Raw genomic sequence first — 23,044 nt, 5'->3', positions numbered from 1 at the left:
CCACAGGGCCCCGCCGACCCCCAGGCCCCCGTTTCAGACCACAGACTCACGACCCTGAGAGGGATTGACGCATAGTGCTCGACGTCAACTTCTTCGACGAGCTCCGGATCGGCCTGGCCACCGCTGACGACATCCGTCAGTGGAGCCACGGCGAGGTCAAGAAGCCCGAGACCATCAACTACCGCACCCTCAAGCCCGAGAAGGACGGACTCTTCTGCGAGAAGATCTTCGGTCCGACCCGGGACTGGGAGTGCTACTGCGGCAAGTACAAGCGCGTCCGCTTCAAGGGCATCATCTGCGAGCGCTGTGGCGTCGAGGTCACGCGCGCCAAGGTGCGCCGTGAGCGGATGGGCCACATCGAGCTCGCCGCGCCCGTCACGCACATCTGGTACTTCAAGGGTGTCCCCTCGCGCCTCGGCTACCTGCTGGACCTGGCGCCGAAGGACCTCGAGAAGGTCATCTACTTCGCGGCGTACATGATCACGTACGTCGACGAGGAGCGCCGTACCCGCGACCTGCCCTCCCTGGAGGCGCACGTCTCCGTCGAGCGGCAGCAGATCGAGAACCGCCGGGACGCCGACCTGGAGGCCCGCGCCAAGAAGCTCGAGGCGGATCTCGCCGAGCTGGAGGCCGAGGGTGCCAAGGCCGACGTGCGCCGCAAGGTGCGCGAGGGTGCCGAGCGTGAGATGAAGCAGCTGCGTGACCGTGCGCAGCGCGAGATCGACCGTCTCGACGAGGTGTGGACCCGGTTCAAGAACCTCAAGGTCCAGGACCTTGAGGGCGACGAGCTCCTCTACCGCGAGCTGCGTGACCGCTTCGGCACGTACTTCGACGGTTCGATGGGTGCCGCGGCGCTGCAGAAGCGCCTGGAGTCCTTCGACCTCGACGAGGAGGCCGAGCGTCTCCGCGAGATCATCCGTACCGGCAAGGGCCAGAAGAAGACCCGTGCGCTCAAGCGCCTGAAGGTCGTCTCCGCGTTCCTGCAGACCAGCAACAGCCCCAAGGGCATGGTGCTCGACTGCGTGCCGGTCATCCCGCCGGACCTTCGCCCGATGGTGCAGCTGGACGGTGGCCGCTTCGCGACCTCCGACCTGAACGACCTGTACCGCCGTGTGATCAACCGGAACAACCGTCTGAAGAGGCTCCTCGACCTCGGCGCGCCCGAGATCATCGTCAACAACGAGAAGCGCATGCTTCAGGAGGCTGTTGACGCCCTCTTCGACAACGGCCGTCGTGGCCGTCCGGTGACCGGTCCCGGTAACCGCCCGCTGAAGTCCCTCAGCGACATGCTGAAGGGTAAGCAGGGCCGCTTCCGTCAGAACCTGCTCGGTAAGCGTGTGGACTACTCCGCGCGTTCCGTGATCGTCGTCGGTCCGCAGCTGAAGCTGCACCAGTGCGGTCTGCCGAAGGCGATGGCGCTGGAGCTCTTCAAGCCGTTCGTGATGAAGCGCCTGGTCGACCTGAACCACGCGCAGAACATCAAGAGCGCCAAGCGCATGGTGGAGCGCGGCCGCACGGTCGTGTACGACGTCCTCGAAGAGGTCATCGCCGAGCACCCGGTTCTGCTGAACCGTGCTCCCACCCTGCACCGCCTCGGCATCCAGGCCTTCGAGCCGCAGCTGGTCGAGGGCAAGGCCATCCAGATCCACCCGCTCGTCTGCACCGCGTTCAACGCGGACTTCGACGGTGACCAGATGGCCGTGCACCTGCCGCTGTCCGCGGAGGCGCAGGCCGAGGCCCGCATCCTGATGCTGTCCTCGAACAACATCCTCAAGCCCGCCGACGGCCGTCCGGTGACGATGCCGACCCAGGACATGGTCCTCGGTCTGTTCTTCCTCACCACCGACGGCGAGATGCGGGACGTCAAGGGTGAGGACCGCTCCTTCTCGTCCGTGGCCGAGGCGATCATGGCCTTCGACGCCGGTGAGCTCTCGCTCCAGTCGAAGATCGACATCCGCTTCCCGGTCGGCACCATCCCGCCGCGCGGCTGGACCCCGCCGGCGCAGGAGGAGGGCGAGCCGGAGTGGCAGCAGGGTGACAGCTTCCGTCTGAAGACGACCCTTGGTCGGGCTCTCTTCAACGAGCTGCTGCCCGAGGACTACCCGTTCGTCGACTACGAGGTCGGCAAGAAGCAGCTCTCCGAGATCGTCAACGACCTCGCCGAGCGCTACCCGAAGGTCATCGTGGCGGCGACGCTCGACAACCTGAAGGCGGCCGGCTTCTACTGGGCCACCCGTTCCGGCGTCACCGTCGCCATCTCCGACGTCGTCGTGCCTGAGGCGAAGAAGGAGATCGTCCGCGGTTACGAGGCGCAGGACGAGAAGGTCCAGAAGCAGTACGAGCGCGGTCTGATCACCAAGGACGAGCGCACGCAGGAGCTCATCGCGATCTGGACCAAGGCGACCAACGAGGTCGCCGAGGCGATGAACGACAACTTCCCGAAGACCAACCCGATCTTCATGATGGTGAACTCGGGTGCACGAGGCAACATGATGCAGATGCGTCAGATCGCCGGTATGCGTGGTCTGGTGTCGAACGCGAAGAACGAGACGATCCCGCGTCCGATCAAGGCGTCCTTCCGTGAGGGCCTGTCCGTGCTGGAGTACTTCATCTCCACGCACGGTGCTCGTAAGGGTCTGGCGGACACGGCTCTGCGTACCGCCGACTCGGGTTACCTCACCCGTCGTCTGGTCGACGTCTCCCAGGACGTCATCATCCGCGAGGAGGACTGCGGCACCGACCGCGGCCTCAAGCTGGCGATCGCCGAGCGCGGCGCCGACGGCGTGCTGCGCAAGACGGAGAACGTCGAGACGTCCGTGTACGCGCGCTGCCTCGCCGAGGACATCGTGGTCGACGGCAAGGTGCTGGCCCCGGCCGGTACCGACCTGGGCGACGTCCTCATCGAGGAGCTCGTCTCGCAGGGTGTCGAGACGGTCAAGACCCGCTCGGTCCTGACCTGTGAGTCCGCCGTCGGCACCTGCGCCATGTGCTACGGCCGCTCGCTGGCCACCGGCAAGCTGGTCGACATCGGTGAGGCGGTCGGCATCATCGCCGCCCAGTCCATCGGTGAGCCCGGTACCCAGCTGACGATGCGTACCTTCCACACCGGTGGTGTGGCCGGTGACGACATCACCCAGGGTCTGCCGCGTGTCGTCGAGCTCTTCGAGGCCCGTACCCCGAAGGGTGTGGCCCCGATCTCCGAGGCGAGCGGTCGCGTTCGCATCGAGGAGACGGAGAAGACCAAGAAGATCGTCATCACGCCGGACGACGGCAGCGACGAGACGGCCTACCCGATCTCGAAGCGCGCCCGTCTCCTGGTCAGCGAGGGCGAGCACGTCGAGGTGGGCCAGAAGCTCACCGTGGGTGCCACCAACCCGCACGACGTGCTGCGCATCCTGGGCCAGCGTGCCGTCCAGGTCCACCTGGTCGGCGAGGTCCAGAAGGTGTACAACTCGCAGGGTGTGTCGATCCACGACAAGCACATCGAGATCATCATCCGGCAGATGCTCCGCCGCGTGACGATCATCGAGTCCGGCGACGCCGAGCTGCTGCCCGGCGAGCTGGTCGAGCGCTCCCGCTTCGAGCAGGAGAACCGCCGTGTGGTCCAGGAGGGCGGTCACCCGGCCTCCGGTCGTCCGCAGCTCATGGGTATCACCAAGGCCTCGCTGGCGACCGAGTCCTGGCTGTCGGCGGCGTCCTTCCAGGAGACGACCAGGGTTCTCACGGACGCGGCGATCAACGCCAAGTCCGACTCCCTGATCGGCCTCAAGGAGAACGTCATCATCGGTAAGCTCATCCCGGCCGGTACGGGTCTGTCCCGCTACCGCAACATCCGGGTCGAGCCGACCGAGGAGGCCAAGGCCGCGATGTACTCGGCCGTCGGCTACGACGACATCGACTACTCGCCGTTCGGCACGGGCTCCGGCCAGGCCGTTCCGCTGGAGGACTACGACTACGGGCCGTACAACCAGTAGTCGGGAGAACTCCCGAGCGAGCAGCTTGAGTTGAGGGGCGGTCACCTTTCGGGGTGGCCGCCCTTCGGCGTTCCTGGCGTCGTGTGCGCGGCGCTGGTCAAGCCCCGCGTCGCGCAGTTTCCACTCCCCGGTCGTGTCGATCCGCAGGATGCAGCGGCCCGGAACCGGAATGATCAGCCGTGCGCCGCCGTGGCCCGTGGCGGGCAGGCCGGAAAGGGGAGAGCTGCTGTGCGGTGAAGACCGTCGCGCCCTGATGGGACGCAGCGCGAGGCGCCCGGGCCCGGATGCGGTGACCTCCACGAGCAGCTGCAGGCGGCTGCCGCCTCCCGAGCCATGTGCACGGAGAAGCGCTGCCCCACGTCGGTCTCCAAGACCATCACCGGGGGCACGCCCAGAGCGACCTGGGCACGGCCAGCGGCTGGGGCGGCAGTCGACGGGCTGAGCGCCGGCAGCGCTAGCACTGTCGGCGCCTGGTGGGGAGCGGCCCGCTCGCCTCCTCGTGGGTGTCGAGCGCCGTGCGGTACCGGGAACGCAATGCTGTCGCCGATCGGGAGCATGCCGATGACGACCATCAGAAACAGGAACGTCAGGATGCCGCTGGCCCAGCCGTGCAGGGGGACCTTCGGCCAGCGGCGGGCGTGGTCGCGTCCGAGGCGGACAACTGCGCCTTTGTCGTGTGCCTGGTCAATGGTCCCTCTTTCGGTCGCGCTGCCAGACCGCTCAGCCGTGGAGCGCCCGGTGGACGCGGAGCAGGGCCCTCGTGCCCACAGCGAGCAGCGCGGGAAAGTCACTGGTAGGGACGCGCGGGGCCAGGACGAGGACGTTCAGGGCGATCGCGTAGTCGTCGAGGATGTGGTGCGGGAAGGTGGCGTCGTCGGCGCGCGGGCTGTATGCGGTGAGGCAGTCGGAGGGCGCGGGACGGCGGTCCGGGCAGACAGGTGCCGAGCTCGGCTGTTTTGCGTGGCCGAAACTTGCCGGATTACGGGAAGAAGCCCCGGGGCGGCGTGTGATCTCCGTTCCGCCCCGGAGCTTTGGCGGGTCAGCGCCCGCTGGCGAGGTGAGCCTGCAGATGGTGCAGCCGGGTGTGTACATCCGGGTGCGAGTCGAGCAGTCTCGCGATCATCCCCTCCTTCTCGAACCGGACGCCCATGGCCGCGGCGTTGGCCCGTTCGGTCTCGTCCCTGTCCTGCTCCTCGCGCAGTACGGCCATCAGTTGTTCGGCGAAGCCGAGGCCCGCCGCCTGTTCATCGGCCCGGAGTTCCGAGCGCCGGGAGAGGGCGGCTGCCAGGTACGGAGTCGCGAAAGGAAGGAAAATCAGACCGTACGTGGCCGTTGCCAGCGCGATCACCGCGGCGCCCAGCAGGCCGATCAGCAGGGCCGTTGCGCCCACGGAGAGGCGGTCGACGTGCGTGGCGAGCCGGAGCAGCAGACGCCATGCGATCCGTCCCGGCAGTGCGTACCAGTAGACCAGGAGAGAGGACCACGCGTGCCCCCGCGTGTGATGGCCCAGTTCGTGGGCGAGTACGCCGGCGAGTTGGGCAGGTGGCAGTGTCCGCAGGGAGTGACTGGTCACGCCGACGATGTGACCGGCCGCTGCCATGGCGTTGATGCTGTGGCTGTCCTCGACCCACAGCTGGTATGCCCCTGCGTCCACTCCCGCTCGGGCGGTCACCTCGCGCCATACTGAGCGGAGCTTGTGCGCTTCCTCTGGGCTGGGGTGGCGCAGACCGAACAGCCACCGGGCCATCAGACGTTCGCAGGGGTGGTGGAAGAGCACGATCCCACTGAGCAGCCAGCCGGCCAGCGGGAGGAACCAGGGCGGGCCGCCCAGCGCATCGACGCCATACGACATCACGAAGACGACAGCCAGGCTGGCGAGCAGATGGGGAAGATGGAGCGCCAGGCTGCCGAGGGCGGTGGCGTCCATGCCGCGCTGGCGAGCGGTGATGTGGACTCGGCCGCGATGGCGAGGCAGGCCGTCCTGGTGGGGATGTGAATCGGGGGAGTCGGGGGCCCCGCCCGGCCATCGGGGCGGGCCGGGCGCGGAGGCCTCCGCCTTCTCGGGTTGTTGCGGTTTCTGCGGTTCCTTGGGCTCGTACGGCATGGGCATGGTGAGTCCGTTTCGGATGTGAGCGGACGTGGACTGAGGGCGGTTCAGGCGGCCAGCAGTGATCCGGAGAGCAGAACCGACGCACAGCCGAAGGCGAGCAGCCCGGTCCGGATCCAGAAGTGCTTGCGGGCGGCGATGCGGCTGGTCTCGGCCAGGGCGAGGAACAGGCCTGGGGCAGGGTCGCGCCCGGTCTCCGCGAGGGCAGCGGTGAGACGGCCCGCTCTCGCGGCGCTGTGTATCTCGGCGAAGTAGGTGACGGGCTGGCCGGGAGCCCAGTCGCTTCCGCGATAGCGGGGCATCACCGCCAGCAGGAGGGCGAGAAGAGCGACGACCAGCGCGATCACCCCGACCCACCACAGCACGGCGGCCGGCGGGGGGAGCGCGCCGGGGTTCCAGCCGTGGCCGGTCAGCAGCGTGCCGAGTCCGCTCGCCGTGATGCCGAGCACGCCTGTCAGGACCGTGGCCTTGGCGTCGGCACGAGCGATCTCTCCGCGCAGGTCAGCCAGGAGCTGAGTGCCCGCCCGTAACCGCGGGTCCTCCGTCGCCGTCGTCGACGGGGTCATGTGTCGGACTCCGGGCGGTCCTTGAGCAGCGTTGTCGCGGAGGGGGCAGGTGCCGAGGGTTCCTCGGCCGCCGACTGAGGTGCCAGTTCCGGGTACGGCGGTGCTGATGGGTCGTCGGACGGTGCCGTGGCCCGCAGGATGGCCGTCATGCGCTCGGCTATGAGTTGGTGCGGTTCATCGAGTTGGTAGTCCTCCAGGCGCTTGTTCTCCAAGGCCTGGTCGATCAGATGCAGCTGGGTCTGCACCAGCTCCGCCTGGTCCTTTCGGAGGTGCTCCAGGACGAGCTGCGTGTCGTCGGGGCGCGTCGCCAGGTGCAGGGCGAGTGCGGCGATGCCGCCCCTGGCCAGGTGGTGCTCGTAGAAAGCGATCTTCTCGGCCTTCCGCTCAGCCTCGTACTTCTCGCGTAGCCGGGAGGCCCTGTGTTCGGGCTGTGCTGCCTCCGCTTCGTGGCGTGCGGTCCGCAATCGGGCCTGGTGGGACCGTTCGACGGCGTCGCGCCGCAGACGTATGGAGCAGGTGATCCGTAGGCCCTCCTCCTCGCCGATGGGCTGGACGTCGCGCACTGCTTGCTGCACGGCCTGCTCGGCCCTGGCGCTCGCCTCGATGGGGTGGCCTCGGCTGGCGGTCCGCATGTGCGGCAGAAGCTCGCGGGTGATGAACCCGGGTACGTCACGTTCCTGGCTCTTGACGAATGCGGCTGGATCCACGACGCGCCACGTGATGTCGGCCGTGACCTCGAACTCGAAGCTGTCGACCCGGCTGGGCAGGGGCACGCGGCACTGGAAGGAGTGCGGGTCGGTGTTCACCTCGTACAGAGCGACGTACCGTCGTACGGTCGCGGGCCGGGCGGGTGGTAGGAACGTCTCGTACTTCCCCCTCCGCGTGACGAAGACCAGGGCATGGTCGACGCGCCCGAAGAAGCGCCGGCTGCCGAGGCGGAAGCGGGGCAGTTGCCAGACGGTGCGGACGGGGTCCGGATCCAATTCGGTGTGAGTCGACGGATGTTGGCGCTGTTGCTGGAGCCAGTCGAGTTGCTCGGGCCCTTCGGCCGTCTCCGACTGCGTGCTGCGGGTCCGCTGTTCGTGCTGTGCGGGTTGTTCCATGGTCGGTCTCCTGGATCTCGTTCGGTGTTCTCTGGACAGGTCAGGAGATCCGCGTCAGCAGCCTCTCGGCCGCGGGTGAGGGCTCGCGGTCGGAGTGGCGGACTGTGCGCAGCAGGTGGCTGACGCGGCGATGGTTGGGGGGCGCGGCGACGAGGGCGGGCAGCAGGGAGGCGAGGGCCGACTCCGACGCGGGGTCGTGGTCGGCCTTGAGCACCCATCCGCGCAGGATGCGCAGGGCCCAGGCGGTGCGCCCCCGATCGGACAGCGCCTCCTGCCAGAACGAGGTCAGGTACCGGGCTGTCTCGGTGTCGTCGTTCGCCAGAGCCTGTGCGTACCAGTCGAGGACGAGCGGGCGGTCGTTGTCGTCCTCGTGCTGTTCGCAGGCCTGGAGGAAGGCGAACAGCGCGTGTGCGCGGACCGCGCGGTCGTGGAGGCGCTCGGCCAGAGCCGTTAGCACGGGTTCGCGTACAGCCAGGAGCAGGAGCTGGAGGGCCTCGGCGAACTGCAATGCCTCTTCCTCCAAGTCCTCCGCGTCCTCGTCGTCACGGTCCACGTCGTCGCGGTGTCGCTGGTGGCGCTGGTGTATGGCGTCGAGGAGGGCGGCCAGGGCCGCCTCGTGGTGCACCGGGCCCAGGAGACCGAACGCGCGGATGGCCGTCCAGCGACGGCTGTCGTGCTCGTCGGTGCACCAGTGGTGCAGGATCTGGAGGATGGTCGGCACCGACAGCAGCTGGGCCATGGTGAGGGCGTTGGCGGCAGTCAGCCAGGAGTTGGGGTTGCGGGCTTCTGCCCAGGGCTCGATGAAGTGGGCCATGGCGGACGGCAGGTCGGCATGGGCCAGCCGGGCTGCTGCCGAGGCCGCGCGGGTCCGCACCAGGGGGCGGCGGTCCTCGGCGAGCCGGTGAATCCACTCGACGAGGGCGGGACGGGCGGACGGATGGAGGTTCCAGACCTCCTCCAGCAGGATCCGGGCGGTGCGCTCCTCCCGGAAGGCGGCGACGTACTGCCCTTCGAGAGGCCCCCACTCGGTGACCTGCGTGTCGATGTAGCCGGCGGCGCGGGCCAGCCGAAGCCGCTCCTCGCGGGAGCTGCCGAAGACGGGGATACGTGGCAACACGGCCGGGTCCTCGATCTTCTGCAGGCGTGCGAAGAGGCTGTCGCTGAGCTCAGCGGTCACCGCGTACGGGGCCTTGTCGAAGACAGCGAGCGAGATGAGGAACGCCTTGTCCCTCAGCTCGGGCTTTTCCCCCGTGAGCCAGCGGGTGACCTGGGCCGCAACGGCTGTTTCGCCGTAGGCGGCGAGCCGCTCCTCGTCGATCTCACCGCGGTGCAGTGCGACGAGCCGTTGCGCGAACCGTTCGATCTCCCTCGGCCGGTGTTGCTGGGTGAGGAAGTCCTTCACCGGCGTCAGCCCGCACAGCTTGGTCCAAGCGGCCTCCCCGGTGGCCTGGGTGACATGGGAGCGCAGGATGTCCTCGGCCGAGGGAGCCTCCCACCGTACGGACGGAATGTCACCCAGCGCCGCCGACGGCTCGACCGTGATCACCAGTCGGGCCCCTGTGCGTTCCAACTGTTCGCGCAGGGCCAGCAGATGGGGTTCCTGAAGTGGGCGATTCCGGCTGATCGCCAGGTCACACAGGAGGTATCCGTCCGGACTGTCCAACTGATCGGGCAACGCCGACACCGAGGTATGGGGGTCGAGGGAGCGCATTCGATCGACGCCCAGCCGGTGCAGCAGCATCAGCGCGGCGGAACGGCGGCCCGTCTCATGCCCGCCGGACAGGAAGACGAGTCGGTCGGTGCGCAGTCGGGTGAGCGCGTCCTGGAAACTGGGGCCGTCCTGGAAGACGGCCGCCAGCATGTCGACGTCCGTCTTCGGTATCGGCCCGGACAGGGAGCGGGGAGCGTCGGCTCGACCGCCGAAGTGGTAGATCGTGTCGCCGTAGTGGTGGCCACCTGTCTGGCCGAACTGGTCACGGTTGATCAGGGTGGAGACGAAGTCAGGGGCGTGTGCGATCAGGGCCCGGCGGGCGGCCCAGGCTTCCTGCCGGCGCTGCTCCGGGGAGTCAGCCGCCGTGTCCTGTTTCTGCTCGCCGTCCTGTGCGTTCTCGTCGGCTGTTGTCGTTCCGGTGGCCGCCTCTTCCTGGCTCATCGGCGCTCGCCCCGTTCGGAAGCGCCGAAGTCGAACCTCTGGTCGCCGTGGTGCGTGCCCCCGGTGTTGCCGTACAGGTTGCCGCCGACGCGGGTCTCGTTGTGCGGGGCTGCCGTGGGTGAGTCCCAGGCCGCCTGGGCGTCGGAGGAAGGCGCGGAAGACTCTGCGGTGGACGGCTCCCCATGCAGCCAGGCCACCGTGGGCCCCTCCTTCGTCTCCACGGTGATCCGGTGGAAGTCGCCTGGCCGCACGCCCAGCGGGCCATGGCGCACCACCCCGTCGTAGATGCCGTTGGACACGCACAAGACGCTGTCGCCGTCCCGCTGCTTGAGGGCGTCGCGCAGGGGATCGGAGTTCAGGAGGCGAACGGCATGGTTGAGGTCGGAGCCGACCCAGCCGTCGAGCTCGTCGATGGCCACGTAGCCGGAGGACAGCACGATGCGCAGGCGCATCTGGGCGCTCTTCGCGAGCAGGCGGTTCTTGTTGTGGAGGAGGGCCGGGGTCTCGGTCAGGAGGGTCTTCACCAGTGCCGGCACGGGAACCTGGGTGTCGATGAGCTCCATGACGGAGTCACCGCGATCCGCGCGCAGCCGGGCCGTGTCGTCGACGGCGGCGGCCAGCAGCGTGGCGTCGACGACGTCGTACAGGATCCGCCGCAGGTACGCCTGTTCCACGTCATCGCGTGAGCCGTACTGCTCGATGTCGAAAAGGAGGATGCTCCGGTACACAGGGTCGGTCATGGGCTGCCTCTCGCGAGTCGGTCCGTTTGCCCAGCACGATGGCGGGCCTGGGCCGAGCGTCCGAGGACCGATGACACGGATGAACTGTGACCGTGTGCACAGAACGGAGACCGCTCTGTGTGCTCAGGCAGAGCTCTCCCCGATGATGCGGCGCAGCACATCGGGTCGGAGGACGACGATGCGTCGGCGCCTGGTCGCGACGACCTGACGTGCGCGCAGCTCCTTGAGAAGCCGGGCCACCGCCTCCCGGGAGGAGCCGACCGAGCCGGCGAACTCCTGCTGGCTGAGCCCGATGGTGAGCTCGATGCCTTCGTCGGTCCTGTTGCCGTGCGTGCGGACGAGTTCGAGCAGCAGGACGGCCAGCCGCTCGCGCACGGTGAGGGCGGCCCACTCCAGTCGGCGACGGTCCGTGGATCGCTGCCGATCGGTCGTCAGGCTCAGCAACTGCAGCGCCACCCGGGGATTTCCGGAGAGGAATGCGGTGAAGCGGCCCTGCTCGATGACGACGGCCTCGACCGCTTCCAGCGCGGTGACGGTCGCCGAGCGCTGACGTCTGCTCAGCGCCGCGCCCTCGCCGACGATGTCACCCGGGCCGCGCAGGGCGAGAAGGGCCTCGTACCCGTTGGCGGCGAGGGCGGTGACCTTGGTCCAGCCGTGCAGGAGGAGCAGAACGTGGGCGGACGGCTCGTCCTGGCGCATGATGACCTCCCGTGCCGGGTAGCACAGCGGGCGGCCGATGGCCACCAGGGCGGTCCGGTCCTCCTTCTCCAGGCGGGCGAGGAACGGCACCCTGTCGTCGAAGCCGTCGTCGTCCCACGCGCGTGTCTGCCTCCCAGCCATGCCCGCCGCCCCCGTGTTCACCTGCGCCGATGCTCCTTGCCCTCGCAAGCAGTCAACGTACTTGAACGGAGTGCACAGGAAACCGGCGACAACCGGCCGCCGTGGCCGATGTGCTCCCCTCGGCGCGGCAACCCAGTCCTCGGGGGTGGTCACCCCTCGGCTTCTCCGGGTTTTCTCCGGGGCGGACCCCGGTGCCAGGAGTGACGGTCAGGCGCATCATGGAAGGACTCCGACCAGTACGGGGGAGGTGCTGCTCCATGACGCATCCTTCGTGGCAGCCGTGGCAGCCGTGGCAGGAGCGTGGCGTCCCGCAGTCGTGGTCCGGTCCCAGCGCCCCGTCGATGCTCGCCTCGCACGCCGATCGGGAACGGGCCGTGGACGTGCTCAGGGCGGGCTACGCCGAAGGGCGGCTGGAGCAGACCGAGTTCGAGAAGCGGGTCGGGCGGGCCTACGCGGCCCGTACGGTGGGGGAGCTGGCCCTGCTCGTCGCCGACCTGCCGCAGGGCCCCATGCCGCTGCCGGCGCCCGTGACGCCCGTACCGCGGGCGTTCCTGGCGGTGCCCCGGCCGCAGACGAACGGCAAGGCCGTCGGGTCGGCGGTCTGCGGGGTGCTGTGTCTGTTCAGCTTCGGGCTGACCGGGATTCCGGCCGTGGTTCTGGGGCACGCGGCGCGTACGGAGATACGGCGCACCGGGGAGGGCGGCGACGCCCTCGCTCTGGCCGGGCTCGTGCTGGGATGGCTGTCGACCGCGGCCTGGGCCGCGCTGCTGGCGTTGATGGTCGTCGCCGCCGCGGTGTCCGCATGACCACGGTGGGCGGGCGGTTCGGCGATTGCCGCGAGGCGGCTGTGACGTCGGTGGTTCGCCGATTCGAAGATCAAAGACGGTGTGCGGTCTTGACATCGGCCGTATGGCGATGCGGGCGAGGCCCATTTGTTTTGACCACAGCGAATGAGGTAGGTACGCTCAGACCTTGTGCCTGGGGTGTGCCCTGGCTCTCGTGCGTGCCTTCAACCGCATAGCGAGCTGTGAGCGGCCACCGTAATCTGTGCTCTTTTCGCCTCGCGGCGGGAATCCGCCGGATTCGACACACCCGACCGCGTGGGTCGGAGACGTTCCAGGTTAGCTGTACCCATCGGCACACAGAAACCGGAGAAGTAGTGCCTACGATCCAGCAGCTGGTCCGCAAGGGCCGGCAGGACAAGGTCGAGAAGAACAAGACGCCCGCACTCGAGGGTTCCCCTCAGCGTCGCGGCGTCTGCACGCGTGTGTTCACGACCACCCCGAAGAAGCCGAACTCGGCCCTGCGTAAGGTCGCGCGTGTGCGTCTGACCAGCGGGATCGAGGTCACCGCTTACATTCCGGGTGAGGGACACAACCTGCAGGAGCACTCCATCGTGCTCGTGCGCGGCGGCCGTGTGAAGGACCTGCCGGGTGTTCGCTACAAGATCATCCGTGGCTCCCTCGACACCCAGGGTGTCAAGAACCGCAAGCAGGCCCGTTCCCGCTACGGCGCCAAGAAGGAGAAGTAAGAATGCCTCGTAAGGGCCCCGCCCCGAAGCGCCCGGTCATCATCGACCCGGTCTACGGTTCTCCTCTGGTCACGTCGCTCATCAACAAGGTGCTGCTGAACGGCAAGCGCTCCACCGCCGAGCGCATCGTCTACGGCGCCATGGAGGGCCTGCGCGAGAAGACCGGCAACGACCCGGTCATCACGCTGAAGCGCGCTCTCGAGAACATCAAGCCGACCCTCGAGGTCAAGTCCCGCCGTGTCGGTGGCGCCACCTACCAGGTCCCGGTCGAGGTCAAGCCCGGCCGTGCCAACACCCTGGCGCTGCGCTGGCTGGTCGGTTACTCCCGCGCCCGTCGCGAGAAGACCATGACCGAGCGTCTCCTCAACGAGCTTCTCGACGCCTCCAACGGCCTCGGTGCGGCCGTGAAGAAGCGCGAGGACACCCACAAGATGGCCGAGTCCAACAAGGCCTTCGCGCACTACCGCTGGTAGTCGCTACCCACATCGAGACCGAGAGAAGACTGAAGCCTTATGGCTACCACTTCACTTGACCTGGCCAAGGTGCGCAATATCGGCATCATGGCCCACATCGACGCGGGCAAGACGACCACCACCGAGCGGATCCTGTTCTACACCGGTGTGTCTTACAAGATCGGTGAGGTCCACGACGGCGCTGCCACCATGGACTGGATGGAGCAGGAGCAGGAGCGTGGCATCACGATCACCTCTGCTGCCACCACCTGTCACTGGCCGCTGGAAGACGTCGACCACACCATCAACATCATCGACACCCCGGGCCACGTCGACTTCACCGTCGAGGTGGAGCGCTCCCTGCGCGTGCTCGACGGTGCCGTGACGGTGTTCGACGGCGTCGCCGGCGTTGAGCCGCAGTCCGAGACGGTGTGGCGTCAGGCGGACCGTTACCGCGTTCCGCGTATCTGCTTCGTCAACAAGCTGGACCGTACGGGCGCGGAGTTCCACCGCTGCGTCGACATGATCAGCGACCGTCTGGGTGCCCAGCCGCTCGTCATGCAGCTCCCGATCGGTGCCGAGGCCGACTTCAAGGGCGTCGTGGACCTGGTCCGCATGAAGGCGCTCGTCTGGTCCGCCGAGGCGACCAAGGGCGAGATGTACGACGTCGTCGACATCCCGGCCACGCACACCGAGGCCGCTGAAGAGTGGCGCGGCAAGCTGCTCGAGGCCGTCGCGGAGAACGACGAGGAGATCATGGAGCTGTACCTGGAGGGCGAGGAGCCCTCCGAGGAGCAGCTGTACGCGGCCATCCGCCGCATCACGATCGCCTCCGGCAAGTCCAGCGACACCACGGTCACCCCGGTGTTCTGTGGCACCGCGTTCAAGAACAAGGGCGTTCAGCCCCTGCTCGACGCGGTCGTGCGCTACCTGCCCTCCCCGCTCGACATCGAGGCCATCGAGGGCCACGCGGTGAGCGACCCCGAGGAGGTCGTGAAGCGCAAGCCGTCCGACGACGAGCCGCTGTCGGCGCTGGCGTTCAAGATCATGAGCGACCCGCACCTCGGCAAGCTCACCTTCGTCCGCGTGTACTCCGGTCGCCTGGAGTCCGGCACCCAGGTGCTGAACTCCGTCAAGGGCAAGAAGGAGCGCATCGGCAAGATCTACCGCATGCACGCGAACAAGCGTGAGGAGATCGCGTCGGTGGGCGCCGGCGACATCATCGCCGTCATGGGTCTGAAGCAGACCACGACCGGTGAGACGCTGTGCGACGACAAGTCCCCGGTGATCCTGGAGTCCATGGACTTCCCGGCGCCGGTCATCCAGGTCGCCATCGAGCCCAAGTCGAAGGGCGACCAGGAGAAGCTGGGGGTCGCGATCCAGCGCCTGGCCGAGGAGGACCCGTCCTTCCAGGTCCACTCGGACGAGGAGACCGGCCAGACCATCATCGGTGGTATGGGCGAGCTGCACCTCGAGGTGCTGGTCGACCGTATGCGCCGTGAGTTCAAGGTCGAGGCCAACGTCGGTAAGCCGCAGGTGGCGTACCGCGAGACGATCCGCAAGCCCGTCGAGCGCGTCGACTTCACGCACAAGAAGCAGACTGGTGGTACCGGCCAGTTCGCCAAGGTGCAGATCGGCATCGAGCCGCTCGAGGGCGGCGACGCGTCGTACGAGTTCGTGAACAAGGTGACCGGTGGTCGTATCCCGAAGGAGTACATCCCTTCGGTGGACGCCGGCTGCCAGGAGGCCATGCAGTTCGGCATCCTCGCGGGCTACGAGATGACCGGCGTGCGCGTCATCCTGCACGACGGTGCCTACCACGAGGTCGACTCCTCCGAGCTCGCGTTCAAGATCGCCGGTTCGCAGGCCTTCAAGGAGGCCGCGCGCAAGGCCAGCCCCGTTCTCCTTGAGCCGATGATGGCCGTCGAGGTCACCACGCCCGAGGACTACATGGGTGAGGTCATCGGTGACATCAACTCCCGCCGTGGCCAGATCCAGGCCATGGAGGAGCGGGCGGGTGCCCGCGTCGTGAAGGGCCTCGTGCCCCTCTCGGAGATGTTCGGTTACGTCGGCGACCTGCGCAGCAAGACGTCCGGCCGCGCCAGCTACTCCATGCAGTTCGACTCCTACGCCGAGGTTCCGCGGAACGTCGCCGAGGAGATCATCGCGAAGGCCAAGGGCGAGTAACGCACAGCGTTCTCACGCCGTAGGCTTGACTCCGGAGCCTCACGGGGCAAACGCACACGTTCGTGAGTGTTTGCCCCGGGTTCCGGGACTTAACAGCAAAGATCACCTGGCGCCGATGAAGTAAGGCGTACAGAACCACTCCACAGGAGGACCCCAGTGGCGAAGGCGAAGTTCGAGCGGACTAAGCCGCACGTCAACATCGGCACCATCGGTCACATCGACCACGGTAAGACGACCCTCACGGCCGCCATTACCAAGGTGCTGCACGACGCGTACCCGGAGCTGAACGAGGCCACCCCGTTCGACAACATCGACAAGGCTCCTGAGGAGCGCCAGCGCGGTATCACCATCTCCATCGCGCACGTCGAGTACCAGACCGAGGCGCGGCACTACGCCCACGTCGACTGCCCTGGTCACGCGGACTACATCAAGAACATGATCACCGGTGCCGCCCAGATGGACGGCGCGATCCTCGTGGTCGCCGCGACCGACGGTCCGATGCCGCAGACCAAGGAGCACGTGCTCCTGGCCCGCCAGGTCGGCGTGCCGTACATCGTCGTCGCCCTGAACAAGGCCGACATGGTGGACGACGAGGAGATCCTGGAGCTCGTCGAGCTCGAGGTCCGTGAGCTCCTCTCCGAGTACGAGTTCCCGGGCGACGACCTGCCGGTCGTCAAGGTCTCCGCTCTGAAGGCGCTCGAGGGCGACAAGGAGTGGACGCAGTCCGTCCTGGACCTCATGAACGCCGTCGACACCGCGATTCCGGAGCCGGAGCGCGACGTCGACAAGCCGTTCCTGATGCCGATCGAGGACGTCTTCACGATCACCGGTCGCGGTACGGTCGTCACCGGCCGTATCGAGCGTGGTGTCCTGAAGGTCAACGAGACCGTCGACATCATCGGCATCAAGACCGAGAAGACCACCACCACGGTCACCGGTATCGAGATGTTCCGCAAGCTGCTCGACGAGGGCCAGGCCGGTGAGAACGTCGGTCTGCTGCTCCGCGGCATCAAGCGTGAGGACGTCGAGCGCGGCCAGGTCATCATCAAGCCGGGCTCGGTCACGCCTCACACCGAGTTCGAGGCGCAGGCCTACATCCTCTCCAAGGACGAGGGTGGCCGCCACACGCCGTTCTTCAACAACTACCGTCCGCAGTTCTACTTCCGTACGACGGACGTGACCGGCGTCGTGACCCTCCCCGAGGGCACCGAGATGGTCATGCCGGGTGACAACACCGAGATGAAGGTGGAGCTCATCCAGCCCGTCGCCATGGAGGAGGGCCTGAAGTTCGCCATCCGTGAGGGTGGCCGGACCGTGGGCGCCGGCCAGGTCACCAAGATCACGAAGTGATCTTGGGTCAACTGACCTGGTAGCTCCAGCCGCGAGCTCCTGAAGGGGCCCGTACGACTTCGGTCGTACGGGCCCTTTCGCTTTTCGGCGGGTGGAAGGCGTCAGCTGTTGTAGTTGTCCTCGACGAGGCAGAAGTCGAGGTTGCTGAGGCCGTAGTAGGTCATGTTCATCGGGTTGACCGGAGCGTGCAGCTCCTGGTCCGCCTGGATGCCCACGGGCCGGTAGTCGTAGACGTTGGCGACCGGGCCGCCCTTGACGAGGACGCCGATGGCGGCGAAGTCGTCGGAGATAGTGAAGTCGAAGGTGTTGTCGGTGCCGATGTTGAGGATGCTGACCTCGTCGTCGTCCCCGAAGGATCCCGCCGTCACCGGGTCGACCGTGACGATCCGGTCGCAGTCGAAGGGGGTGATGGTGGCGGGCAGGGTGGCGAAGGTCGGGTTCCCCGGCACCTCCACCGGCTGCTCGCCGGAGGCGCTGGGGTCTCCCGGCACCGCCGCCGCGGGGCCGGCCGTGAAGGTGACCGCGAGCGCCGTGGTCAGGCCGAGGCCGACGAGGCGCGCTGCCCATCTGGGGCGTCGCGACTGGGTCATTGTTCGAGTGGTTACTCGCACGACGAGTACTCCTCCTTGTTCTGGGTGTACCGGACCTCGCGGATGGCCGTGCCTGTTTCTTGGGCGATTCGAGTGGTGATGCGCATCCGCTGCCGGGTGCCTGATCAATTGCACAATCACACCGGCGTCACTCTTCGGAGGCTCCTCTTCTAGGCCGTCCGGGTCTCAGAGCACCGGAAAGGCCGAGTGGCTGGGCGGCGGCACGGGTCCTCGGCGGGGGGAACGACACCTGACAGCAAGTCATTTAAATAGGACATACAGGCAAGAAGATTGATATAACCGTCCCATTGGGTGCGAGCTGCTCCTCCGGTGCGGCCGCGCCCACGTCTTCGCCGAGGGCCGGGGTCACAGGGAGAACCATGCGGCAGTCCAGCAGCGCGGTGTCAGGGAAGGCGGTTCCCCTCACGCCGCACCGGACAGACAGGCGCACAGGTCCTGCGGGCGGGTGGTACGTGCCGGTCGCGGTCTGTGCCGACGCCGTGGGGATGGCGCTGCCGACGGCGGTGGCCTTCCTCGCGACCGGTGTGGCGCACCCGGTGCAGCAGGTGGTCGCGATCACGGTCATCTGGGTGCTCGTGGGCCTCGCCGCCAGCCGCTACGCGCCCTGGACATGGGACGAGGGCGCCCCGGTCGGACCGGTTGTGCGGGACTGGCTGGTGCTGCTCGGCGCCCTGGCGGTGCTGCGTGCCGCATCCGGGTTCGGCGACACGCCCACGGCGGTTCTCGCCCTGTGTCCGGCATTGGCGGTCACCGTGGTCTGCCGCAAGGCGATCCACCGCCGCGTCCTGGCCGTACGCCGGCGTGCCCGAGGGCTTCGGCGCGTCCTCGTCATCGGTGAGCCCGGAGCGGTGGACGCCGTGGTGGGGCAGCTCGCCGAGCGTACGGACCATGGGTACGTGGTGGTCGGCGCCTGTGTGCTGGGCGAGGGCGACGTGTTGTCCGGGGTGCCCGTGTCGGCGCGGCTGGGGGTCGACACGCCGACCGCTCTGGACGAGGATGCCGTGCCCGTGGCCGAGGCGGCCGAGGCGCTCGGCGCCGACATCGTCTTCGTCGCCACGGACCGGCACATGTGCGGGGACCGGCTTCGGCGGCTGTCCTGGGCCCTGCACGACCGGGGCCGTCGGCTGATGGCGCTGCCCGGCATCGTCGAAGTGGCCCGGCGCAGGGTCCGGATCACCTCGGCGGCCGGGCTCACCCTGCTGGACATCTCGGCGCCGACGCGCCGTGGCCTGCCGACGCTGCTGAAGGCCGCCACGGACCGGGCGGGTTCGCTGCTCCTGCTCATGGTGCTGGCCCCTCTGTTCGCGGTCGTGGCGCTCGCCGTGCGGATGAGTTCGCCGGGGCCGGTCATCTACCGTCAGGCCCGCGTCGGACGGAACGGAACGCCCTTCCCCATGTGGAAGTTCCGGACGATGGTCGTGGACGCGGACCGGAGGAAGGGCGACCTGGCGGCGGCGAACGAACACGACGGTCATATGTTCAAGCTGCGCCGGGATCCACGGGTGACCTCCGTCGGGCGCTTTCTGCGCCGCTACTCGCTGGACGAGCTGCCCCAGTTGGCCAATGTCCTCCTCGGTCATATGTCGCTGGTGGGCCCACGCCCACCGCTGCCCGAGGAGGTCGCCCGCTACGACGAGGTGGAGATGCGCCGACTGAGCGTCAAACCCGGCCTCACCGGACTGTGGCAGGTGAGCGGCAGATCCGACCTGTCCTGGCACGAGACGGTCTCGCTCGATCTGCGGTACGTCGACAACTGGTCGTGGACCTGGGACATGACGGTCATGGCCCGCACGGTCCGCGCGGTGCTGGACGGACGCGGGGCCTACTGAGCCCGCCGCGCCCCTCCCGGGGGGATACGGGTCTTCCATGCGGTCGAGGCCGGCGGCAACACGCCGTAATGTGCTGGCCCACGTCGTGAATTCATAGCAATTTATGCAAATAGGCATATTTTCCGGTTCGGGTTCGGGAAGGGCTACCCCCATGACAGAGACCGCAGCGCCGCCCGACAGGGGCACCCACACAGGCGAACCCGACCACCGGGCCGTGGTCGAGCGTTCCCTGCGGGGCTTCACGGGGGCGGGCTACGACAAGGGGCGTCCGCTGCTCGTCCAGGCGGCCTGGTTCGCCGTACTCCACCTCGTGTTCGTCAAGTGGTGGTTCCCGGCCCGCTGGCGGCCGGCCGTGCTGCGGGCCTTCGGCGCACGGATCGGCCGGCGGGTGCTGATCCGGCACGGTGTCCGGGTGCACTGGCCCTGGCGGCTGCACATCGACGACGACGTGTGGATCGGGGAGGGCGCCTGGCTGCTGAACCTGCAGCAGATCAGCATCGGCAGCAACGTGTGCGTCTCGCAGGGGGCGCTGCTGTGCACGGGAAGCCACCAACGCCGCAGCCCCACCTTCGAGTTCGACAACGGGCCCATCCGCCTGGAGCCCGGAGCCTGGATCGCGGCACGGGCCGTCGTGCTGCGCGGGGTGACCGTGGGCCGTGGCGCGGTGGTGGGTGCCTCGGTGGTCGCCCGGCGCGACATCGGTCCGGGCGAGGTCATCACCAGTGGGGCGGCGGCATGAGGGTCGTCCATGTCGTGACACTCGTCAGCGACGACGGAGCGTACGGCGGTCCGACGAGCGTGGCCGCCGGGCAGCTGGAGGAGTGCGCCGCCCGAGGCCACGAGGTCACTCTGGTGTCCCTGTGGCGGGGCAGGTCCCCGGCGCCGGCCCGTCTGGGCTCGGTGCCGCTGCGTACGCGTCCGGCCCGCTCCCTGCTGCCGGGGCGCTTCACCGGGCTCATGCATCCGCTGCTGGTCAGGGACATGTGGAAAGCCATGGGCAGGGCCGATGTGGTCCACATCCACGCGGGGCGCGACCTCGTCTCCCTCGCGGCGCTCGCCGTCGCCGCGCTGCGCCGCAAGAGATTCGTCGCGCAGACGCACGGCATGGTGCAGCCCCGGCGCGCGGTCGCTGTCAGGCTTTTCGACCGGGTGTACGTGCCTTTGCTGCGCCGGGCCCGTGGCTGCCTGGTCCTCACCGAGCACGAGCGCCGGGACGTGGCCCAGGTGATCGGCGCCGGCGGCCCGCCGCTGGTGACCCTGCCCAACGGGGTGCGACCCGAGCACGAAGGCGGGGCGGAGCAGGGGCGGGGCGAGCGGGAGGTGCTCTTCCTCGCCCGGCTGCACCCGCGCAAGCGCCCGGACGCGTTCGTTGAGATGGCCGCTCTGGTGCACCGGAGGATGCCCGACGCCCGGTTCACCCTCTACGGGGCGGACGAGGGGATGCTGCCGAAGGTGCACCGGCTGATCGCCGCCCATGAGTTGGAGGCCGTCGTCTCCTACGGCGGGGCGCTGGCGCACGCCGAGGCGGTACGGGCCTACGCGAGGGCGGCGGTGTACGTGCTGCCCAGCGTCGACGAACCGTTCGGGATGACCGTGATCGAGGCGCTCCGCGCGGGCACCCCCGTGGTGTGCACCGACACCTGCGGCATCGCGGACGAGCTGGCTCACCGGCGTGCGGCGGTGGTCACCGACGGCAGTCCCGAGGACATGGCGGACGCGGTGTGCGGTCTGCTGGCCGACGCCGGCAAGCGAGCCGCCCTCGCGGAGGCGGGGCGCCGTGCCGTCACGGAGGTGTTCTCCGTTCACGCGGTGACGGACCGGCTGGAGGCGATCTATCGGCGTGTGTCACGTCCCCAGTCACCGCCCCAAGGCTTTCTGCGGCCGATCGGATGAATACCGTGACAATTCCGCTGGTCGGATCAGATGAGGCGGGCCCGGACGCCTACGTTCTGGCCATGGGTTCCATTCTGGAAAAGCCGTCCATGGCCGAGCTGCAACAGTGCGCTCACGATGCCGGGCACAATTACGCGAAGGGCTCCCCGCACATTCTTCACCACAGCATCCGGGACAGGGTGGTGCGGCGTATTCACCAGGTGGTGGGGGAGGTCATGAAGAGGAACGGCCGGTGCCGCGCCGTCGAGGTCGGAGCGGGCCACGGGTGCTTCACCGACCACCTGCTGGCGGCCGGGGCCGAAGTCGAGGTCACGGAGATGAGCGCGCCCAGCGCGGAGTTTCTGCGCCACCGTTTCCGACACAATCCGAGGGTCGCCGTGATCCATGACGCCGACGGGAACGCCGCCTGCAGCGGAGACCCGGTCGACGTCGTCGTCTGCATCTCGGTGCTGCATCACATTCCCGACTATCTGGGGACCACCGCCAAGCTGGCCGAACGGGTCGCGCCGGGCGGGGCGTTCCTGAGTTTCCAGGACCCCTTGTGGTACCCCCGGCGTTCCGCGTGGTCACTGGCGCTCGACCGCGGGTCCTATTTCTGCTGGCGGATGCTGCAGGGCGAGTTCCGGCGCGGGCTGGGCACCCGGATCCGCCGGCTGCGCGGCGCCTACGACGAGGCGAACCCGTCCGACATGGTGGAGTACCACGTGGTCCGGCAGGGTGTCGACGAGGAGGCCATCCGCGGCTGCCTGACCGCGTCGTTCTCGGTGGTCGACATCGAGCGGTACTGGTCGACGCAGTCCTGTCTGCTGCAGGCCGTGGGGGAGAAGTACTTTCCCGCGTCAAATTTCGGAATCCTCGCGCGCGGACGTATCTGAGGATTTGGCAGGCGGTTGATCCTTCCGCCCGTTCAGGCACGAGGTCAGGGAATGGACTTCTCCAGCACGCTGCGGCAGCTCTCGAAGGTGCAGAAACCGCCTCGGGGGGTCTCCGTCTACACACGGTTCGTCAACCGGCCGGTCGGCAGACTGCTCGCGGCCGCAGCGTGCCGCATCGGGCTCTCGCCCAACCATGTGACGGTCGTCAGCGCGCTGATCACCTTCGCTGCCGTCCTCGCGATGGCGCTGCGCCCGCCTTCCCACGCGCTTGGACAATGGGTCGCGCTCGCCCTGCTTCTCGGCTTCGCACTCGATTCCGCGGACGGCCAGCTGGCCCGGCTGCACCGGTCGACCAGCTTTTCCGGGGAGTGGCTGGACCATGTGGTGGACTGCGCGAAGTTCCTTGGCATCCATATGGCGGTACTGATTTCCTTCTACCGCTTCTTCGACCTGCCGCGCCCCGCGCTGCTGCTTCCGGTGGCCTTCCAGTTCGCCGCCGTCCTGCTGTTCTTCGGAGGGATTCTGACGGAACAGCTGAGAAGGCGCAGAGGGGATCTGCCCGCCGGACCGGTGCCTCCGCCTTCCACGGTGCGTGGCATGGCACTACTGCCCGTGGATTACGGCCTGCTGTGTCTGAGCTTCCTGTTCCTGGGGAGCCCGAAACTCTTCCTCGCGCTGTATGTGGCCCTGCTCGCGGCCCATGTGCTGCTTCTGCCGGCGTTCCTTGCCAAATGGTTCCGCGAGTTGTCCTGACGCGAACTCGGACGGAGGCATCAGGGGCCTTGTGGCAGGTGCATCAGGGGCTTTGTGGCAGGGAAACGCGCGGCATATCGC

18 protein-coding genes are annotated in these 23,044 nt (G+C 68.1%); 11 read left to right on the top strand and 7 right to left on the bottom strand.

What is annotated here, in order from left to right; translation table 11 throughout:
- Positions 1-74 precede the first annotated feature (74 nt).
- Entirely contained in the window at positions 75-3,974 is a 3,900-nt protein-coding gene (locus AQI70_RS19260; protein WP_062151399.1) for a DNA-directed RNA polymerase subunit beta', read from the top strand.
- Positions 3,975-5,013: 1,039 nt separating this feature from the next.
- Here the strand turns inward: AQI70_RS19260 and AQI70_RS19255 are convergent.
- The 6 genes from AQI70_RS19255 to AQI70_RS19230 form a co-directional block, all read right to left on the bottom strand.
- Positions 5,014-6,084: a M48 family metalloprotease gene (locus AQI70_RS19255; RefSeq protein ID WP_079051364.1), complete on the bottom strand. Its 1,071-nt coding sequence runs from the start codon at positions 6,082-6,084 to the stop codon at positions 5,014-5,016.
- 44 nt (positions 6,085-6,128) lie between these two features.
- Positions 6,129-6,647 carry a Pycsar system effector family protein gene (locus tag AQI70_RS19250; RefSeq protein WP_062151396.1) on the bottom strand — a complete coding sequence of 173 codons (519 nt, stop codon included), beginning with the start codon at positions 6,645-6,647 and terminating at the stop codon, positions 6,129-6,131.
- On the bottom strand, positions 6,644-7,750 hold the full coding sequence (locus AQI70_RS19245; RefSeq protein ID WP_244181719.1) for an SPFH domain-containing protein: 1,107 nt from the start codon (positions 7,748-7,750) through the stop codon (positions 6,644-6,646). Before AQI70_RS19245 ends, AQI70_RS19250 begins: the two co-directional genes overlap by 4 nt.
- Before the next feature lie 40 nt (positions 7,751-7,790).
- Positions 7,791-9,902, bottom strand: a complete 2,112-nt coding sequence (locus AQI70_RS19240) for a hypothetical protein (protein ID WP_062151393.1) — start codon at positions 9,900-9,902, stop codon at positions 7,791-7,793.
- Positions 9,899-10,642, bottom strand: coding sequence for a hypothetical protein (locus AQI70_RS19235; RefSeq protein ID WP_062151390.1), 744 nt, complete (start codon positions 10,640-10,642; stop codon positions 9,899-9,901). Before AQI70_RS19235 ends, AQI70_RS19240 begins: the two co-directional genes overlap by 4 nt.
- Positions 10,643-10,765: 123 nt before the next feature.
- Positions 10,766-11,482 carry a Crp/Fnr family transcriptional regulator gene (locus tag AQI70_RS19230; protein ID WP_062151996.1) on the bottom strand — a complete coding sequence of 239 codons (717 nt, stop codon included), beginning with the start codon at positions 11,480-11,482 and terminating at the stop codon, positions 10,766-10,768.
- 257 nt (positions 11,483-11,739) lie between these two features.
- On the opposite strand from AQI70_RS19230, the gene AQI70_RS19225 reads away from it, so the two are divergent.
- The 5 genes from AQI70_RS19225 (at position 11,740) to tuf (ending at position 17,002) form a co-directional block, all read left to right on the top strand.
- A complete protein-coding gene (locus tag AQI70_RS19225) occupies positions 11,740-12,288 on the top strand; it encodes a DUF1707 and DUF4190 domain-containing protein (protein WP_062151387.1) in 549 nt (182 codons plus the stop codon).
- Between the two features lie 353 nt (positions 12,289-12,641).
- Positions 12,642-13,013 (top strand): 30S ribosomal protein S12, encoded by a 372-nt coding sequence (gene rpsL, locus AQI70_RS19220; protein ID WP_003948652.1) that lies wholly within the window; start codon positions 12,642-12,644, stop codon positions 13,011-13,013.
- A 2-nt stretch (positions 13,014-13,015) separates the two neighbouring features.
- Entirely contained in the window at positions 13,016-13,486 is a 471-nt protein-coding gene (gene rpsG / locus AQI70_RS19215; protein WP_003998848.1) for a 30S ribosomal protein S7, read from the top strand.
- A gap of 39 nt (positions 13,487-13,525) precedes the next feature.
- A complete protein-coding gene (gene fusA, locus AQI70_RS19210; RefSeq protein WP_062151384.1) occupies positions 13,526-15,652 on the top strand; it encodes an elongation factor G in 2,127 nt (708 codons plus the stop codon).
- Between the two features lie 156 nt (positions 15,653-15,808).
- A complete protein-coding gene (tuf, locus tag AQI70_RS19205; RefSeq protein ID WP_062151383.1) occupies positions 15,809-17,002 on the top strand; it encodes an elongation factor Tu in 1,194 nt (397 codons plus the stop codon).
- A 101-nt stretch (positions 17,003-17,103) separates the two neighbouring features.
- Here the strand turns inward: tuf and AQI70_RS19200 are convergent, their stop codons facing one another.
- Complete coding sequence (locus AQI70_RS19200; protein WP_062151380.1) at positions 17,104-17,592, bottom strand: hypothetical protein; 489 nt, start codon at positions 17,590-17,592, stop codon at positions 17,104-17,106.
- Positions 17,593-18,098: 506 nt separating this feature from the next.
- Between AQI70_RS19200 and AQI70_RS19195 the strand changes: the two genes are divergently transcribed.
- The 5 genes from AQI70_RS19195 to AQI70_RS19175 all read left to right on the top strand — a co-directional run bounded on the left by AQI70_RS19195 (position 18,099) and on the right by AQI70_RS19175 (position 22,963).
- Positions 18,099-19,442, top strand: a complete 1,344-nt coding sequence (locus AQI70_RS19195; protein ID WP_062151993.1) for a sugar transferase — start codon at positions 18,099-18,101, stop codon at positions 19,440-19,442.
- Positions 19,443-19,593: 151 nt separating this feature from the next.
- Positions 19,594-20,181: an LbetaH domain-containing protein gene (locus tag AQI70_RS19190; protein WP_062151377.1), complete on the top strand. Its 588-nt coding sequence runs from the start codon at positions 19,594-19,596 to the stop codon at positions 20,179-20,181.
- A complete protein-coding gene (locus tag AQI70_RS19185) occupies positions 20,178-21,335 on the top strand; it encodes a glycosyltransferase (protein WP_062151374.1) in 1,158 nt (385 codons plus the stop codon). Before AQI70_RS19190 ends, AQI70_RS19185 begins: the two co-directional genes overlap by 4 nt.
- 62 nt (positions 21,336-21,397) lie before the next feature.
- Positions 21,398-22,210 carry a class I SAM-dependent methyltransferase gene (locus tag AQI70_RS19180; RefSeq protein ID WP_244181718.1) on the top strand — a complete coding sequence of 271 codons (813 nt, stop codon included), beginning with the start codon at positions 21,398-21,400 and terminating at the stop codon, positions 22,208-22,210.
- A gap of 51 nt (positions 22,211-22,261) precedes the next feature.
- Positions 22,262-22,963: a CDP-alcohol phosphatidyltransferase family protein gene (locus tag AQI70_RS19175; RefSeq protein WP_062151368.1), complete on the top strand. Its 702-nt coding sequence runs from the start codon at positions 22,262-22,264 to the stop codon at positions 22,961-22,963.
- Positions 22,964-23,044 lie beyond the last annotated feature (81 nt).

The sequence above is a fragment of the Streptomyces curacoi genome (genome assembly GCF_001513975.1).
In the GTDB taxonomy this organism is placed as follows: Bacteria; Actinomycetota; Actinomycetes; order Streptomycetales; family Streptomycetaceae; genus Streptomyces; species Streptomyces curacoi.
This window is presented reverse-complemented; position numbering and strand designations above follow the sequence as displayed.

Coding starts and splice junctions, on each gene's coding strand:
- AQI70_RS19255 (WP_079051364.1), bottom strand. CDS start 6,084: ATGCCCATGCCGTACGAGCCCAAGGAACCGCAGAAACCGCAACAACCC.
- AQI70_RS19250 (WP_062151396.1), bottom strand. CDS start 6,647: ATGACCCCGTCGACGACGGCGACGGAGGACCCGCGGTTACGGGCGGGC.
- AQI70_RS19245 (WP_244181719.1), bottom strand. CDS start 7,750: ATGGAACAACCCGCACAGCACGAACAGCGGACCCGCAGCACGCAGTCG.
- AQI70_RS19240 (WP_062151393.1), bottom strand. CDS start 9,902: ATGAGCCAGGAAGAGGCGGCCACCGGAACGACAACAGCCGACGAGAAC.
- AQI70_RS19235 (WP_062151390.1), bottom strand. CDS start 10,642: ATGACCGACCCTGTGTACCGGAGCATCCTCCTTTTCGACATCGAGCAG.
- AQI70_RS19230 (WP_062151996.1), bottom strand. CDS start 11,482: ATGGCTGGGAGGCAGACACGCGCGTGGGACGACGACGGCTTCGACGAC.
- AQI70_RS19225 (WP_062151387.1), top strand. CDS start 11,740: ATGACGCATCCTTCGTGGCAGCCGTGGCAGCCGTGGCAGGAGCGTGGC.
- rpsG (WP_003998848.1), top strand. CDS start 13,016: ATGCCTCGTAAGGGCCCCGCCCCGAAGCGCCCGGTCATCATCGACCCG.
- fusA (WP_062151384.1), top strand. CDS start 13,526: ATGGCTACCACTTCACTTGACCTGGCCAAGGTGCGCAATATCGGCATC.
- AQI70_RS19200 (WP_062151380.1), bottom strand. CDS start 17,592: ATGACCCAGTCGCGACGCCCCAGATGGGCAGCGCGCCTCGTCGGCCTC.
- AQI70_RS19195 (WP_062151993.1), top strand. CDS start 18,099: ATGGCGCTGCCGACGGCGGTGGCCTTCCTCGCGACCGGTGTGGCGCAC.
- AQI70_RS19190 (WP_062151377.1), top strand. CDS start 19,594: ATGACAGAGACCGCAGCGCCGCCCGACAGGGGCACCCACACAGGCGAA.
- AQI70_RS19185 (WP_062151374.1), top strand. CDS start 20,178: ATGAGGGTCGTCCATGTCGTGACACTCGTCAGCGACGACGGAGCGTAC.
- AQI70_RS19180 (WP_244181718.1), top strand. CDS start 21,398: ATGGGTTCCATTCTGGAAAAGCCGTCCATGGCCGAGCTGCAACAGTGC.
- AQI70_RS19175 (WP_062151368.1), top strand. CDS start 22,262: ATGGACTTCTCCAGCACGCTGCGGCAGCTCTCGAAGGTGCAGAAACCG.